Source organism: Stenotrophomonas sp. S39 (assembly GCF_016624665.1).
In the GTDB taxonomy this organism is placed as follows: domain Bacteria; phylum Pseudomonadota; class Gammaproteobacteria; order Xanthomonadales; family Xanthomonadaceae; genus Stenotrophomonas.
The window spans coordinates 69,642-86,010 of the sequence record NZ_JACVTT010000005.1 but is presented as its reverse complement, the minus strand read 5'-3'; the positions used below and the strand labels follow the sequence as shown (position 1 = coordinate 86,010).

Here is a 16,369-nt window from a genome sequence, read left to right as displayed (position 1 = left end):
ACAGACGCCGTTCAATCGCTGACGATGCGGCCGTCCACGACGCGGGCCACCTGATCGGTTTGGCATGGCACCGACACGGCGCTGGACGGGCATCCACCGCGCCAACGTTTCTGTAGAGCTGAGCCCACGCTCGGCTGCCGTTGGCGGCAACGCGAAGAGCAGCCGAGCATGGGCTCGGCTCTACAGACGCCGTTCAATCGCTGACGATGCGGCCGTCCACGACGCGGGCCACCTGATCGGTTTGGCATGGCACCGACACGGCGCTGGACGGGCATCCACCGCGCCAACGTTTCTGTAGAGCCGAGCCCACGCTCGGCTGCCGTTGGCGGCAACGCGGAGAGCAGCCGAGCATGGGCTCGGCTCTACAGACGCCGTTCAATCGCTGACGATGCGGCCGTCCACGACGCGGGCCACCGGATCGGTTTGGCATGGCACCGACACGGCGCTGGACGGGCATCCACCGCGCTACCGTTTCTGTAGAGCCGAGCCCATGCTTGGCTGCCGTTGGCGGCAACGCGAAGAGCAGCCGAGCATGGGCTCGGCTCTACAGACGCGGGTCAATCACTGACGATGCGGCCGTCAACGACGGGGGCCACCTGCTGGCCGAATACTTCGACATCGCGCGGGTCATGGCTGATCAGCAGCAGCGGGATGCCCGTCTCATCCAGCACCGCTTCCAGCTCCTGGCGCAGGTGCTGGCGCAGATCGTGGTCCAGTGCAGCGAAGGGTTCGTCCAGCAGCAGCGCCTGCGGCTGGGTCACCAGCGCCCGTGCCAGCGCCGTACGCTGGCGCTGGCCGCCAGACACCTGCGACGGCAGCAGATCGGCCACGTGGTCGATGCGGAAGGCCTGCAGCCAGCGCTCCACCGCATCATTGCGCACGGCGCGGCGGGGATTGAACCAGCCGCGCTGCAGCCCGAACGCCACGTTCTGCCGCACGCTCAGGTGCGGAAACAGCGCGTAGTCCTGGAATACATAGCCCAGGCGGCGTTGCTGCGGTGGCAGGTTCACCCCCGCGGCACTGTCGAACAACACCTGGCCCTGCAGCCGCACGTGGCCGTGCCAAGGCCGCAGCAGGCCTGCCACGGCCTTCAGGGTCAGGCTCTTGCCCGCACCGGAGGGGCCGAACAGCACCACCTGCCGCTGCCGGCACTGCAGCGCCACGTCCAGCACGAACTGCGTGCTGCCCGCCTGCATCGGCCGGTGAACCTGCAGATCAAGCCACATCGCGCAGCTCCTGCCGGCGCCCGCCTACCAGGCGCGCGGCCAGCAGCAGGATCACGATGCACACCACCGAGGTCAGGATCACCAGCGCATTGGCCTTGCCATCCTGCCCGGCCTGCACCGCTTCATAGATCGCAATCGAGAGCGTCTGCGTGCGGCCAGGAATGCTGCCCGCCACCATCAACGTCGCACCGAACTCGCCCATCGCCCGCGCGAACGCCAGCAGCAGGCCGGCCAGGATGCCGCGCCAGGCCAGCGGCAGGGTGATGCGGAAGAACACCGCGGCCTCGGACACGCCCAGCGTGCGTGCCGCATTCTCGAGCTGGCCATCCACGCCTTCGAACGCGGCGCGGGCCGGCTTGAACACCAGCGGCAGCGAGGCCACCGCTGAGGCAATCACCGCCGCCTGCCAGGTAAACACCAGGTTGATGCCGAACCACGACTGCAGCCACACGCCTATCGGACCGTTGCGGCCGATCAGCACCAGCAGGTAGTAGCCCAGCACCGTGGGCGGCAGCACCATCGGCAGGGTCAGTATCGAATCCAGCAGCTCACGGCCAGGGAAGCGCCTGCGCGCCAGCAGCGCACCCAGCGCAACGCCCAGCACCAGGTTGATCGCAGTGGCCCAGCCGGCCACCTTCAGCGACAGGCCCAGGGCGCTCCAATCCAGATCCATGCCTCAGGGCTTGCCGAATCCGTGCTTGACCAGGATCGCCTGGCCCTGCGGCGAGCGCACGAAGGCCGTGAAGCGCTTGGCTTCGGCCGGCTGCGTGCTGGCCTGGACCACCGCCAGCGGATAGGCGATGCGACCGGCGACCGGCACTTCAAACGCGCGGCGCACGCGGTCGGGCATGGCCTGCGCATCAGTGGCGTAGACGAAGCCCGCATCCACTTCACCGCGCGCCACGTAATCCAGCGACTGGCGCACGTTCTGGGTGGTAATGGCCTTGCCCTGCACCGCCGGCCACAGCCCCGCCTTTTCCAGCGCCCCCTTGGCATAGCGGCCCACCGGCACGCTGTCCGGGTTGCCCAGCGCGATGCGCTGCACGCTGCCGCCCGCCAGATCCTTCAGGGCACGCGGGGCAGCCTTGGCCTGCGGCGGCACCACCACCCACAGCGCGTTCACCGCGAACACCTCGCGGGTGCCGGGCGCCAGCAGCTTCTGCTGTTCGGCCTGGCCCATCGTGGTCTCGTCGGCCGACGCAAACACATCCACCGGTGCACCGCGGCTGATCTGCTGCAGCAGCACCCCGGAAGCAGCGAAGTTGAAATCAATCTTGGTGCCCGGGTGCGCCTTCTCGTAGGCCGCGCCCAGTTCGCGGAAACTCTCGGTCAGGCTCGACGCCGCCGACACCGTCAGGTCAGCGGCCCATGCCGGCAGTGCGGCCAGCAGGCCTAGCAACAACAGTCCAGCACGTTTCATCATCGGCTCCCGTCAGGATTCAGTCTGGTTCGGATTCACCGGCCACCGCCAGGGCAGCCAGACGCTCAGGTTGCAGCAGCAGGATCTCACGCTGCTTGACCGCGATCACACCATCATCGCTCAGGCGACGCAGCACGCGGCTGGCGGTCTCCGGCGCCATGCGCAGGTAGTTGGCGATCTCGGTGCGGGCCATGGTCAGGTTGAAGCGCGTGGCGGAGAAACCACGGCGCGCGTAACGCTCGGACATGTCCAGCAGGAACGCGGCCATGCGCTCCTCGGTGCGGTGGTTGGCGGCCAGCGTGGCGACCTTGCCGATCTCCGCGCTGAGCAGGCTGAACAGCTTGGCCTGCAGCCCGGGCATGCGCGTGGCCAGCAGGCTCAGCTTCGGGAAGGAGATGCGGCACAGGTGCACCGTGTCCAGCGCTACCGCATTGCAGGGGAAGCGCGAACCATGGATGGCATTGAGGCCGATCACTTCGCCGGGCAGGCTGAAACCGAGCACCTGCTCGTTGCCCTGGCTGTCATCGACGAAGGTCTTGACCATGCCCGCGCGCACCGCGGCGATCGAATCGAACTGTTCACCGGCACGGAAGATGTAATCGCCGGCATGGAACGGGCCGACATGATCCACCAGCACGTGCAGGTCACCCAGCGCGGTCTTGTCGTAGCCCTGCGACATGCAGGCATCGGAAAACGCGCAGGTGCTGCAGAAATGCAGGGCGTCGCCATCATCGGCGGCGGCGGGGTTCGGCGTGGCCTGGCCGAGGCGGCCGCGGGAAGGCGGAGTCAAGGACATCGAAGCGACACTCAAGCGATGGCGGCCGCCGGCCGGAAACATGCCGCCATCATACGCCACAGCAGGTGCCCTTCTTCGGCCAGGCGCAGCACGCGCCCGTCCCAATGGGCCCAGCCGCGCGCCAGCAGCGGATCCAGGGCCGGCAGTGCATCGGTGAAGCACGCATCAAACGCGACGCCATTGCGCCATTCAAACGCCGCGGCATCGACGGAATGGTCGCAGGCGATGCTCTGCGCCACCTCGGATGACAGTCGCTCCTGTTCAGACAGGATCAGGCCAGCCGTCACTCCGATCTGGCCGGACTGCAGGCGCGCCTGCCAGGCCTGCAGGTCGTCTTCCAGCCGGTAGAACACCTCGCCGATCTGGCTGCAGGCCGCCATGCCCAGGCCGACGAAGTCGCTGCGGTCACGGCGTGGCACGCCGGCCAGGTCGCAGTGGCGCTGCCCATCGCCCGGCCCGTTCGGGTCCGGCAGATCGCCGCGCTGGTAGTGGTCACCGCCGATGGCCACGTAACCGGCGTCGCGCAGCAGCCGCCAGGTCTGCAGCCACGCATCGGCAGCGGGCCTTTCGGGCACGGCACACGGTGCCGGCAACAGGATGCGTTCCGGTGCCTCGGCCAGGACTTCATGCACGCGCTCGATGTAGCCACGATCCTCCGCCGACGGCACGCGGAACTGGTAGTAGCGTGCAGTGAACCCGACCTGGCGCGATTGCGCCAGCAGGGTCGGGCCCGGCGCATCAGCACGGTCGATCACATTGAAACGGGTGCAGCCCACGGCGCGGAGCTGCGACGGTGGCAGCGTGCTGCCGGCATCCACCCGGACCTCCACCTGCGGCCGTGCCACGGTGCGCAGCTGCTGTGGCACCGCATCCAGCAACTGGCCCACCGCCACCGGCGCCAGCACCTCGGCCAGGCCGAGCTGCAGCACCATGGCCCCCACCTCGCGATCGTCGGCCAGCGCATCGGCCTGGCGCCGCAAGGCGGTCAGCAGGGTATCCAGATAACCGGACGCGGCTGCCGCCTGCCCTGCCCGGCCGGCCTGGAAGCCCAGGGTCAGCCCGCGCGGGATCAGGTGCTCGTTGCTGGCGCGCAGGGCGCCGCGCCATCCACTTTCGCCGAAGCCGGCACTGAACTGGTCGGCCGCCGGGAACAGCACGTGGCGGGGTTGCCGCAGCAATGCTGCCTGCAGCGCGGTGTCCTCACTCGGGTCGACGTGGAAGCTCATGGCAGACATCTTCGGGCGTCCCTCTTCGCGTTGCCCTGATTGAAATCAAGCGTGGTGCATCGGTGGATACATGCCGGCCAGCAGCCGGCATGCGCACCCGGCAGTGCCGGCCGCTGGCCGGCAAACCCGGCTACCTGCCGCGTGCACGATCGGCCGCAGCCGCATCGATCGCTTCGGGCAGATCGGTCTCGCGGTCGATCTGCGGGAAGTGGCGACGCTCCATCCGGCGGATCGCGAAGTGCATCCATGCCAGCGCCGTAGCCACCAGCACGAACAGCAGCATGAAGCAGCTGCTCCAGATGCCCAGCGCATCGTTGAGCGCGCCGAACACGATCGGCAGGATGAAGCCACCCAGCCCACCGATCATGCCCACCACACCGCCCACCGCGCCCACGTGATGCGGGTAGTACACCGGAATGTGCTTGTAGACCGCCGCCTTGCCCAGCGACATGAAGAAGCCCAGCACGAACACCAGCACGGTGAACATCACCACGCCGATGGCCAGGTGGAAATGGATCGGGCCATGGATGCCCTTCACCACGTATTCGGTATCCGGGTAGGCCAGCAGGAAGGTGCAGATCGCCGACACGCCGAAGGTCCAGTACATCACCCGCCGTGCGCCGATCCGGTCCGACATCCAGCCACCGACCACGCGGAACAGGCTGGCCGGGATGGAATAGCAGGCCGCCAGCATGCCCGCATGGCCCACGTCCATGCCGTAGGCACCCACGAGGTAGTGCGGCAGCCACAACGCCAGCGCCACGAAGCCGCCGAACACGAAGAAGTAGTACAGCGAGAACCGCCAGACCTGCAGGTTCTTCAGCGGGGCCATCTGTTCGGCGAACGGCACCGGCTTGACGCCGTCGCGGCGGCGCTGCTCGAGCGAAGGATCTTCCTTGCTGAACAGGAAGAACAGAATGGCCGTCACCGCCAGGGCCACCGCCCAGACCTTGGCCACCATGGTCCAGCCGGCGGCCACCATCACCAGCGGCGCCAGCAGCTTGGTCACCGCAGCGCCGATGTTGCCGGCGCCGAAGATGCCCAGCGCCGTACCCTGCTTGCTGGCCGGGAAGAAGCGCGAGACATAGGCCACGCCCACCGAGAAGTTGCCGCCGGCGATGCCCACGCACAGCGCCGCGAACAGGAACTGGGTGTAGGTGTGGGCGTAGGTCAGCATCCATGTCGCCACCGCGCCACACAGCATCACCAGCACCATCACCTTGCGACCGCCGAACTGGTCGGACCAGATGCCGAGGAAGACCCGGCTGATGGAACCGGTCAGCACCGGGGTGGCGATCAGCAGGCCGAACTGGGTGTCGCTCAGGCCCAGCTGCTCGCTGATCTGGATGCCGATGATGGAGAAGATCATCCATACCGCGAAACACACCGTGAAGGCGAACGTGCTCAGCCATAGCGCACGCTGCTGCTGCCCGGCACTGGCGGGGGCAAGGATCTGGTTCATGCAATCTCCTTTCTCAAGGGTCGGTCAGCCGTTCCCGGCTTCGGCTTCGGCTTCGATCTCGTCCAGCCCGCGCACCGGATAACGTTCCTGCAGCTGCAGCAGGTAGGCCTGCACCTCGCGCTGGCGCACCTGCAGTTCCAGGTAGTCGCGGATCTGCGGCAGCACCGCCTCGAAAGGCTGTGGCTGGCCGTCCTCGCGGGCGTCGATGCAGACCACGTGGTAGCCCCAGCGTGATTCCACCGGGAACCCCGCCAGGCCCTCGCGCAGGCGGAACACCTGGCGGTCGAACTCCGGCGTGGTCTGCCCGCGCTGCAGCCAACCGAGGTCGCCACCATCGCTGCTGGAGGGGCACCGCGAGTGGCGCAGGGCGAAATCAGCAAACAGGTGCGGGGCCTGCTTCAACTCGGCCACCAGCCGCTCGCCTTCGTTGCGCGCGTCCAGCCGCCCGGCCACGTCATCGGCCGGTGCCGCCAGCAGGATATGGCGCAGGCGCACGCGGTCGGGCGAGCGGAAGCGCTCTGGGTTCTGTTCGAAATAGCGCCGGCAGTCCTCGTCGGTGGGTACGCGGTCTTCGATCACGTCCTCGATCAGCTGCTGGATCAGCACCTCCTCGTCACTCACCCGGCCGCCCTCCTGCGCCTGCAGGCCCAGCCGCTGCACCTCCAGGCGCAGCAGCTCGCGCACCACCAGCGCACGCGCCGCCTCGGCCCGCGACTGCTCCGGGCGCATCGCCCGGTGGTGCTGCATCTCGCGGGCGATGTCGGCCTCGCTGATCGCGGTCTCGTCCACGTACAACCGGCACGGCGCCGGCTGCCCGAGCGAGCGCGGCCCCTGCTCCGCCGCGTCGTGGTGGTGCGAATGGGCCTCGGCCGGAACCGGGGCATTGGAGTCGATCACGGTGATCGGCAGAAACTTCGGCAGGCTGCCCATGGCTTACTCCCGCGGACCGTAGCGCAGCGGGGCCTGGCGGCGGCGCACCACCTGGTATGGCCGCCACAGGTAGCTGATCGGAATGCTCCACACGTGCACCAGGCGGGTGAACGGCGCGATCAGGAACAGGGTCAGGCCCAGGAAGATGTGCATCTTGTAGACCCAGCTGACGCCCTCGATGTAATCGGCGGCGCCGGCACGGAAGGTGACGATGTGCTGTGCCCATTCGGCCAGCTGCACCATCACGCCGCCGTCCAGGTGGCCGGACGAGATGCGGATGCTGTACAGGCCCAGGCACAGCTGGGCGAACAGCAGCACCAGCACCAGTGTGTCACCGAAGCTGCCGGTGGCCCGCACGCGCGCGTTGAACAGGCGGCGCACCAGCAGGATGCTGATGCCGATGAAGCACAGCGCACCGAACACGCCGCCCACCACCATCGCCAGCATCTGCTTCTGCGAGGAGGTGATGAAGTGCTCGTACACCGCATGCGGGGTCAGCAGGCCCACCAGGTGGCCACCGAGGATGGCCAGGATGCCGATGTGGAAGCAGTTGCTGCCGATCCGCATGCCCTTGTCCGACAGCATCTGGCTGGAACCGGTGCGCCAGGTGTACATGGCCTTGTCGTAGCGGGCCCAGCTGCCGATCAGCAGCACCGCCACGGCAATGTACGGGTAGTACTGGAAGGCGAATTGATGAAGGTAGTAGTTCATGGCTGGACCTCACGGTGCACGGGACGCCCGGGCGAGCGCGTCGGTGGCTTGCAGTCTTCGGCAGGGGCTTCGGCGCCGAAGCGCACCGCCTCCTCTTCCCACAACCGGTCCATCGCCTCGGCCGTGTCGTCGCGGGGTTCTTCGCTGGCGCGTTGCCGCAGCGCCTCCAGGTTGACCTTGCCGTCGCCGGCCTCCACCAGGATCTCCAGCAGCGGTACGTGCGGCAGCGTGCGTTCGGCCGCACGCGCGGCCAGCATGCCGGCGATGTGGCCGATATGGTGCAGCCATTCGCGGCCCTCCTCCTGTGGCCGGTGGGCCAGGAATTCCAGCAGCAGCGGCAGGTAATCCGGCAGCTCGCGCGCATCGAGCTCGAAGCCTGCACGGCGGTAGGTTTCCACCAGATCGACCATGGCCTGGCCGCGGTCGCGCGATTCGCCGTGGATGTGTTCGAACAGCAGCAGGCTCATCGAACGACCCCGGTCGAAGGTCGCCAGCCAGGCCGCCTGCGCGTCCAGCGGGTCACTGTCCAGCAGCTGCTGCACGAAGCCGCGCAGCTGCTGGCGGCGGGCGGCGGGGAGTGCCGCCTGGTCGCAGGCAGCCAGCAGTTCATCGCCATGCTGCCAGAGTTCATCACGGGGGTAGTCCAGCAGCACCCCGACCAGCTTGAGGACGCTCATTCCACCACCTCCTTGCGGCGCCGGTGGTTGGGCCCGTTGTTGACCACGAAGGTGGTGGCCTTGCGCTGCCCGAACAGGTCGGCCGGGCTGTCACCGTTGCAGCCGTTGCCGAAGGTGAAGCCGCAGCCACCGCGCTCACCAAAGGCGTCGTTGGCATACTCGCGGTGGCCGGTGGGAATCACGAAACGATCCTCGTAGTTGGCGATGGCCAGGTAGCGGTACATCTCCTCCACCTGGGCGATGCTCAGCCCCGCCTGGTCCAGCACGGCGGTGTCCTCCACGCCGTCCACGTTCTTGGCCCGGCGCCAGGCGCGCATCGCCATCAGCCGTTCCAGCGCGCGCACCACCGGGGCTTCGTCGCCTGCCGTGAGCATGTTGGCCAGGTAGCGCACCGGAATGCGCAGCGACGCCACGTCCGGCAGCTCGCCGCTCATGCCGATGCGGCCGCGCTCGGCGGCGGACTGGATGGGCGACAGCGGTGGCACGTACCAGACCATCGGCAGCGTGCGGTATTCCGGGTGCAGCGGCAGTGCCAGCTTCCAGTCGATGGCCAGCTTGTACACCGGCGACTGCCTGGCCGCTTCCAGCCAGCTGTCCGGGATGCCTTCCTTGCGCGCAGCGGCGACCACCGCCGGGTCTTCGGGGTCCAGGAAGATGTCCAGGTGGGCCTGGTACAGGTCCTTTTCGGCAGCCACCGAAGCGGCCTCGGCGATGCGGTCGGCGTCGTACAGCATCACGCCCAGGTAGCGGATGCGGCCCACGCAGGTTTCCGAGCACACCGTCGGCTCACCCATCTCGATGCGCGGGTAGCAGAAGATGCACTTCTCGGATTTGCCGCTCTTCCAGTTGTAGTAGATCTTCTTGTACGGGCAGGCCGACACGCACATGCGCCAGCCACGGCACTTGTCCTGGTCGATCAGCACGATGCCGTCTTCCTCGCGCTTGTAGATCGCGCCCGACGGGCACGCCGACACGCACGCCGGGTTCAGGCAGTGCTCGCACAGGCGCGGCAGGTACATCATGAAGGTCTTCTCGAAGGCGCCGTAGATCTCCTTCTGCACTTCGTTGAAGTTGTAGTCGCGCGAGCGCTTGCTGAATTCCGAGCCGAGGATCTCCTCCCAGTTCGGGCCCCACTCGATCTTCTGCATGCGCTCGCCGCTGATCAGCGAACGCGGCCGCGCGGTGGGCTGGTGCTGGCTGTCCTTGGCGGTGTGCAGGTTCTGGTAGTCGAAATCGAACGGCTCGTAGTAGTCGTCGATCTGCGGCAGGTCCGGGTTGGCGAAGATCTTGGCCAGCATCCGCCAGCGCCCACCGGCACGGGGTACCAGCTTGCCGGCGCGCGTCCGCACCCAGCCACCATTCCACTTGTCCTGGTTTTCCCACTCCTTCGGGTAGCCGATGCCCGGCTTGGTTTCCACGTTGTTGAACCAGGCGTACTCGACGCCCTCGCGCGAGGTCCAGACGTTCTTGCAGGTGATCGAGCAGGTATGGCAGCCGATGCACTTGTCCAGGTTCAGCACCATCGCGATCTGTGCACGGACCTTCATCACACCACCTCCTTGGCGGCAGCCGGAACGGCCTCGCCGGTCGCTCCTGCGCGTCCTGCGCTCGCGACACTCGAACTTCCTTGTTCATCGTCCAGCCAATCAATCTTGTCCATCTTGCGGACGATCACGAACTCATCGCGGTTGGTGCCGCAGGTGCCGTAATAATTGAAGCCATAGGCCAGCTGCGCGTAGCCGCCGATCATGTGGGTGGGCTTGAGCACGATGCGGGTCACCGAGTTGTGGATGCCGCCACGAGTGCCGGTGATCTGCGAACCCGGCACGTTGATGATGCGTTCCTGGGCGTGATACATCATCGCCATGCCCGGCATCACGCGCTGGCTGACCACCGCGCGCGCCGCAATCGCACCATTGACGTTGAACAGCTCGATCCAGTCGTTGTCGACGATGCCGGCACTGCGCGCGTCATCCTCGCTCAGCCACACGATCGGGCCGCCGCGCGACAGCGTCTGCATGATCAGGTTGTCGCTGTAGGTGCTGTGGATGCCCCACTTCTGGTGCGGGGTGATCCAGTTCAGCACGATCTCCTTGTTGCCGTTCGGGCGCTGGTTCAGCAGCGGCTCCACCGTGCGCGTGTTGACCGGCGGGCGATAGCTCATGAAGGCCTCCCCGAAGTCGATCATCCACTCATGGTCCTGGTAGAACTGCTGGCGGCCGGTCACCGTGCGCCACGGGATCAGCTCGTGCACGTTGGTGTAGCCCGCGTTGTAGCTGACGTTGTCGTCCTCCAGGCCCGACCAGATCGGCGAGGAGATGATCTTGCGCGGCTGCGCCTGGATGTCACGGAAGCGGATCGCCTCGTGTTCCTTGCCGACCGCCAGGTGGGTGTGCTCGCGGCCGGTGAAGCTGCCCAGCGATTCCCAGGCCTTCACTGCCACGTGGCCGTTGGTTTCAGGCGCCAGGTGCAGGATGACTTCGGCTGCGTCGATGGCGGTGGAAATGGCCGGACGGCCCTGGCTGACGCCCTCGTCGAGCACGGTATGGTTGAGCTTGCCGAGGAAGTCGATCTCGTGCTTCGTATCCCAGTTCATGCCCTTGCCGCCGTTGCCCAGCTTGTCCAGCAGTGGGCCCAGCGAGGTGAACTTGCGGTACAGGTTGGGGTAGTCACGCTCGACCACGGTCATCGACGGCATGGTCTGCCCCGGGATGGCCTCGCACTCGCCCTTCTTCCAGTCGGCCACGCCGAACGGCATGCCCAGTTCGTTGGGCGTGTCGTGCAGGGTCGGCACCAGCACCAGGTCCTTTTCAACGCCCAGCACGCCCGGTGCCATGTCGCTGAGGGTACGTGCCACGCCCTTGAAGATGTCCCAGTCGCTGCGCGATTCCCAGGCCGGGTCCACCGCCTTGGACAGCGGGTGGATGAACGGGTGCATGTCCGAGGTATTGAGGTCGTCCTTCTCGTACCACGTCGCCGTCGGCAGCACGATGTCCGAGTACAGCGCGGTGGTGCACATGCGGAAGTCGAGCGTGACCAGCAGGTCGAGCTTGCCCTCCGGCGCCTCGTCATGCCACTTCACTTCCTGCGGCTTGATCGCGCCCATTTCGCCCAGGTCCTTGCCCTGCAGGCCATGGCGTGTGCCCAGCAGGTGGCGCAGCATGTATTCATGGCCCTTGCCCGAGGAACCGAGCAGGTTCGAGCGCCAGATGAACATCATCCGTGGGTGGTTCTGCTGCGCATCCGGGTCGGCGAAGGCGAAGTCCAGCGAGCCATCCTTGAATTTGCCCAGCGCGTAGTCCGCCGGGGCCACGCCGGCCGCCTCGGCCTCGCGCACCAGCTGCAGCGGGTTGCGGTCCAGCTGCGGGGTGCTGGGCAGCCAGCCCATGCGCACCGCACGCAGGTTGAGGTCGGCCAGGCTGCCGCTGTACTTGCTTGCATCGGCCAGCGGTGACAGCAGCTCGTCCACCTGCAGCTTTTCGTAGCGCCACTGCCCGGTGTTGAAGTAGAAGAACGAGGTGCCGTTCATGTGCCGCGGCGGGCGGCTCCAGTCCAGGCCGAAGGCCAGCGGCTGCCAGCCGGTCTGCGGGCGCAGCTTTTCCTGCCCCACGTAATGCGCCCAGCCGCCACCGGTCTGGCCCACGCAGCCGCACATGATCAGCATGTTGATCAGGCCGCGGTAGTTCATGTCGTTGTGGAACCAGTGGTTCATGCCCGCGCCGACGATGATCATCGAACGGCCGTGGGTCTTGTCGGCGGTGCGGGCGAACTCACGGGCGATCTCGATCACCTCGGCACGCGACACGCCGGTGATGCGCTCCTGCCAGGCCGGCGTACCCGGCACCATGTCGTCGAAGCTGGTGGCCACGTTGCCGCCGCCGAAGCCACGGTCCACGCCATACTGGGCCAGCAGCAGGTCGTAGACCGTGGCCACCAGGGTGTCGCCACCATCGGCCAGGGCCAGGCGACGCACCGGGATGTTGCGTTCAAGCACCTCCTCGGCCGGGGCCGCCGTCCAGCCGTCGGTCTCGATGCCGCCGAAGTACGGGAAGCTGACCGCTTCGATACCCTCGTGGCCCTCGGCCAGGCTCAGCCGCAGGTGCGTATCGCTGCCGTTGCTTTCCTTTTCCTCGATGTTCCACTTGCCCTTCTCTCCCCAGCGGAAGCCGATCGAGCCGTTGGGCACCACGATCTGGCCGCTGCTCTCGTCGTAGGCCAGGGTCTTCCAGTCGGGATTGTTGGCCTCACCCAGGCCACCCAGTTCGCTGGCGCGCAGGAAGCGGCCCGGCACCAGCCGGCCATCCTCGCGGCGCTCCAGGCGCACCAGCATCGGCATGTCCGAGTACTGGCGGCAGTAGTCCTGGAAATACTGCGAGGGCGAATCGACATGGAACTCGCGCAGGATCACGTGGCCGAAGGCGAACGCCAGCGCTGCATCGGTGCCCTGCTTGGGGTGCAGCCAGTGGTCGGTCAGCTTGGCCAGCTCGGAGTAGTCCGGGCAGATCGCTACCGTCTTGGTGCCGTTGTAGCGCGCCTCGGTGAAGAAGTGCGCATCGGGCGTGCGCGTCTGCGGCACGTTCGAGCCCCAGGCGATGATGTAGCGGCTGTTGTACCAGTCGGCCGATTCGGGCACGTCGGTCTGCTCGCCCCAGATCTGCGGCGAGGCCGGCGGCAGATCGCAGTACCAGTCATAGAAGGACAGGCAGGCGCCGCCCAGCAAGGACAGGTAACGCGCGCCGGCCGCATAGGACACCATCGACATCGCCGGAATGGGCGAGAAGCCGACGACGCGGTCCGGCCCATACTGCTTCACCGTGTACAGATTGGAGGCGGCGATGATCTCGTTGGCCTCTTCCCACTGCAGGCGCACGAAGCCGCCCATGCCACGGCGGGTCTTGTACGAGCGCGCCTTTTCCTTGTCCTCGACGATGCTGGCCCAGGCATCGACCGGGGCCTTGCTCCTGCGGGCTTCGCGCCACAGGCGCAGCAGCGTGCCGCGGATCAGCGGGTACTTCAGGCGGTTGGCGCTGTACAGGTACCACGAGTAGCTGGCGCCACGCGGGCAGCCACGCGGTTCATGGTTGGGCAGGTCCGGGCGCGTGCGCGGGTAGTCGGTCTGCTGGGTTTCCCAGGTGACCAGGCCGTTCTTGACGTAGATCTTCCAGCTGCACGAGCCGGTGCAGTTCACGCCGTGGGTGGAGCGTACGACCTTGTCGTACTGCCAGCGCGCGCGGTAACTGTTTTCCCAGTCGCGGCCTTCGCTCTTGGCAAATCCGTGGCCATCGGCAAAGGACTGGGGGTCACGCTTGAAGAACTGCAAGCGATCGAGGAAATAGCTCATCGGGGGTCTCCCTTTGCGGACATCTGCATCGTGGCTGAGGTGTTCATTGGCTGCGGTGCGTTTTCATGTCGTCAGCAGGGTGTCTCGGCACCGCGCCGGTAGTACCACCACCAGGTCACGGCCAGGCAGGTGACGTAGAAAACAACGAATCCGTACAGCGCCATGTCGGGGCTGCCGGTCAAGGTGATGGACGAGCCGTAGCTCTTGGGGATGAAGAAACCGCCATAGGCGCCAATCGCACCGGAGAAGCCGACCACCGCGGCCGATTCGATGCTGGCCTGGTGCGCGGCCGCGGCCTTGCCCTCGGCGCTGTCGTTGGCCGACCAGCGCTCATGCAGGGTGCGGAAGATCACCGGAATCATGCGGAAGGTGGTGCCGTTACCGATGCCGCTGAGCACGAACAGCGCCATGAAGCTGAGCAGGAAACCGTAGAAGTGGCCGCCCTGGCCGTCGCTGGGCAGGAAGTGCAGGACGCCGAACACGGCGGCGATCATCAGCGCGAACACCCAGAAGGTCAGGCGTGCACCGCCCCAGCGGTCGGCCATGCTGCCGCCCACCGAGCGCATCAGTGCGCCCAGCAGCGGGCCGATGAAGGCGTAGGCCAGCGGATTCACCTCCGGGAACTGGCTCTTCACCAGCATCGGGAAGCCGGCCGAGAAGCCGATGTAGGAGCCGAAGGTGCCGATATACAACCAGCACATCAGCCAGTTGTGCTTGCGGCGGAAGATCACCGCCTGTTCGGAGAACGACGAGCGGGCACTGGTCAGGTCGTTCATCCCGAACCACGCCGCGATGGCGCAGATCGCGATCGCCGGCACCCAGATGAAGCCCGCGTTCTGCACGAACAACGGTGCCGCGCCTTCCACCGTGGGCTGCGGCGCACCACCCATCGCACCGAACACGCCCACGGTGATGACCAGCGGGATCACCGCCTGCGCCACCGACACGCCCACGTTGCCCAGGCCGGCGTTCAGGCCCAGCGCCAGGCCCTGCTTCTGCTTGGGGTAGAAGAAGGAGATGTTGGACATCGACGACGAGAAGTTCGCGCCACCGAAGCCGCACAGGATCGCGATGGCCACGAACACCCAGTACGGGGTGGCCGGGTCCTGCACGGCAAAGCCCAACCAGATCGTCGGCGCCAGCAGCGAGGCGGTGGACAGCGCCGTCCAGCGGCGGCCTCCGAAGATCGGAATCACGAACGAATAGAAGATGCGCAGGGTTGCGCCGGACAGGCTGGGCAGCGCCACCAGCCAGAACAGCTGGTCAGTGCTGAAGTTGAAGCCGATCTTCGGCAGGCTGATCGACACCGCCGAGAACAGGACCCAGACCGAGAACGCCAGCAGCAGCGAGGGGATCGAGATGACCAGGTTGCGGGTGGCGACCCGCTTGCCGGTGCGCTTCCAATAGGCGGGGTCCTCCGGCGTCCAGTCGCTGATGACGCGGCCGGATCGGGCAGTGCTGGGGACAACAGGATCGCTACCGACGGTCATACATGGCTCCAAGGCTGTGGAATGACGTGGGTACTGCTTTCAAGTTGTAACCCGTCGTCACGCAGCCATTAGGCCGTGCATTGCCCTCGACGGGGTTGATCTGGATCAATCAGGGGCCGGTATCCACCCTGCCCCTGACAAATGTCAAACCGGTGAAACGGAACCGCGGCGGCTTACGCCGCGCTGGCGCACGCTGTCGCGCACATCCACATCGAACTGCAGTTGCAGCGTGGTGCCGTCATCAAGGTACAGCGGGAAGGCCAGCCCGTCACGGCACGGCAGGCGCCCGGCCAGCGCTTCGACCGCCTCGCGCGGCAGTACCAGCCGGCAGTAGGTGCCCCCGTCGAGCAGCACGGCCTGGTCGCCGCCGTGCAGGGACACTGCCGTGCCCCAGCCCCCATTGCCGCCGAACCGGGTCAGGTTCTCGACCGATTCGCCGGCCAGCAGCTGGGCCAGTTCGGCCTCGTCCAGGCGTAGTCGCATGGCTTGATCCTGCAGCTGCACCTTCATGAGGCGACATCCTCCCATTGGGCGGGGGTGTTGCAGTTGACCAGGGCGCTTTCGTCGGCGTGGGCCAGGCGCACGGTGTGTGCGCCCAGCCGATGTTGCAGGGCCTGCAGGGAACGCGGGCCAAGGGGATCGTGGATCATGCTTTCAAGGACTGTACGGCTTTCATTGTCCACATTAAACAGCATTGGGAGCGGATGGCCGTCATAGATCGTGCAGCGGCCAGGATGTGCATCACGCAACTGCTGGAGCAGCCGGGGGGTGAGGCGTGGCGTATCCACCGGCACCACCCACGCCGGGCCGTCAGGCATCTGCAGGGCCACGCTGTACAGCCCGCCCAGCGGGCCGCAACGGGCCACCCGGTCGGGGATGCCATCAAACGCCGGGTAATGGCCACTCACCCAGACCCGGTCCGCGCCTGCCAGCATCAGCAGGCCGCGCATGTGTTCCAGCAGCGTGCGCCCCTGCCACGGCAGCATGGCCTTGTCGCGGCCCATGCGGCTGGACAGGCCGCCGGCCAGCACGATGCCGGCCATCGGCGCGTTCATGGGGGAGCCACGCCATGCGTGGCTGCGCCGGCCGG

At 66.9% G+C, this 16,369-nt stretch carries 14 protein-coding genes; all 14 read right to left on the bottom strand.

The annotated features are described in order from the left end of the window. Positions 1–557: 557 nt before the first annotated feature. Positions 558–1,226 carry an ATP-binding cassette domain-containing protein gene (locus IAE41_RS03365; RefSeq protein WP_200732089.1) on the bottom strand — a complete coding sequence of 223 codons (669 nt, stop codon included), beginning with the start codon at positions 1,224–1,226 and terminating at the stop codon, positions 558–560. Next, entirely contained in the window at positions 1,216–1,899 is a 684-nt protein-coding gene (modB, locus tag IAE41_RS03360; protein WP_200732088.1) for a molybdate ABC transporter permease subunit, read from the bottom strand. Before modB ends, IAE41_RS03365 begins: the two co-directional genes overlap by 11 nt. Before the next feature lie 3 nt (positions 1,900–1,902). Further along, positions 1,903–2,646, bottom strand: coding sequence for a molybdate ABC transporter substrate-binding protein (gene modA / locus IAE41_RS03355; RefSeq protein ID WP_200732087.1), 744 nt, complete (start codon positions 2,644–2,646; stop codon positions 1,903–1,905). 19 nt (positions 2,647–2,665) lie between these two features. Beyond that, positions 2,666–3,442: a helix-turn-helix domain-containing protein gene (locus tag IAE41_RS03350; protein ID WP_200732086.1), complete on the bottom strand. Its 777-nt coding sequence runs from the start codon at positions 3,440–3,442 to the stop codon at positions 2,666–2,668. Positions 3,443–3,453: 11 nt separating this feature from the next. Then, positions 3,454–4,668, bottom strand: coding sequence for a coproporphyrinogen III oxidase (locus tag IAE41_RS03345; protein WP_200732085.1), 1,215 nt, complete (start codon positions 4,666–4,668; stop codon positions 3,454–3,456). A 130-nt stretch (positions 4,669–4,798) separates the two neighbouring features. Then, on the bottom strand, positions 4,799–6,130 hold the full coding sequence (locus IAE41_RS03340) for a nitrate/nitrite transporter (RefSeq protein WP_200732084.1): 1,332 nt from the start codon (positions 6,128–6,130) through the stop codon (positions 4,799–4,801). Between the two features lie 24 nt (positions 6,131–6,154). Further along, a complete protein-coding gene (locus IAE41_RS03335) occupies positions 6,155–7,060 on the bottom strand; it encodes a peptidylprolyl isomerase (RefSeq protein WP_200732083.1) in 906 nt (301 codons plus the stop codon). Between the two features lie 3 nt (positions 7,061–7,063). Further along, entirely contained in the window at positions 7,064–7,771 is a 708-nt protein-coding gene (narI, locus tag IAE41_RS03330) for a respiratory nitrate reductase subunit gamma (RefSeq protein ID WP_079222084.1), read from the bottom strand. Further along, positions 7,768–8,448 (bottom strand): nitrate reductase molybdenum cofactor assembly chaperone, encoded by a 681-nt coding sequence (gene narJ / locus IAE41_RS03325; RefSeq protein ID WP_200732082.1) that lies wholly within the window; start codon positions 8,446–8,448, stop codon positions 7,768–7,770. The genes narI and narJ overlap by 4 nt, the downstream gene beginning before the upstream one ends. Next, on the bottom strand, positions 8,445–9,995 hold the full coding sequence (gene narH, locus IAE41_RS03320; protein WP_200732081.1) for a nitrate reductase subunit beta: 1,551 nt from the start codon (positions 9,993–9,995) through the stop codon (positions 8,445–8,447). Before narH ends, narJ begins: the two co-directional genes overlap by 4 nt. After that, positions 9,995–13,789: a nitrate reductase subunit alpha gene (locus IAE41_RS03315; RefSeq protein ID WP_200732080.1), complete on the bottom strand. Its 3,795-nt coding sequence runs from the start codon at positions 13,787–13,789 to the stop codon at positions 9,995–9,997. Before IAE41_RS03315 ends, narH begins: the two co-directional genes overlap by 1 nt. 71 nt (positions 13,790–13,860) lie before the next feature. After that, a complete protein-coding gene (locus IAE41_RS03310; protein ID WP_200732079.1) occupies positions 13,861–15,279 on the bottom strand; it encodes a NarK family nitrate/nitrite MFS transporter in 1,419 nt (472 codons plus the stop codon). A gap of 144 nt (positions 15,280–15,423) precedes the next feature. Then, complete coding sequence (locus IAE41_RS03305; protein WP_200732078.1) at positions 15,424–15,789, bottom strand: hypothetical protein; 366 nt, start codon at positions 15,787–15,789, stop codon at positions 15,424–15,426. Beyond that, positions 15,786–16,334, bottom strand: coding sequence for a molybdenum cofactor guanylyltransferase (locus IAE41_RS03300; protein ID WP_200732077.1), 549 nt, complete (start codon positions 16,332–16,334; stop codon positions 15,786–15,788). The genes IAE41_RS03305 and IAE41_RS03300 overlap by 4 nt, the downstream gene beginning before the upstream one ends. Positions 16,335–16,369: the final 35 nt, after the last annotated feature.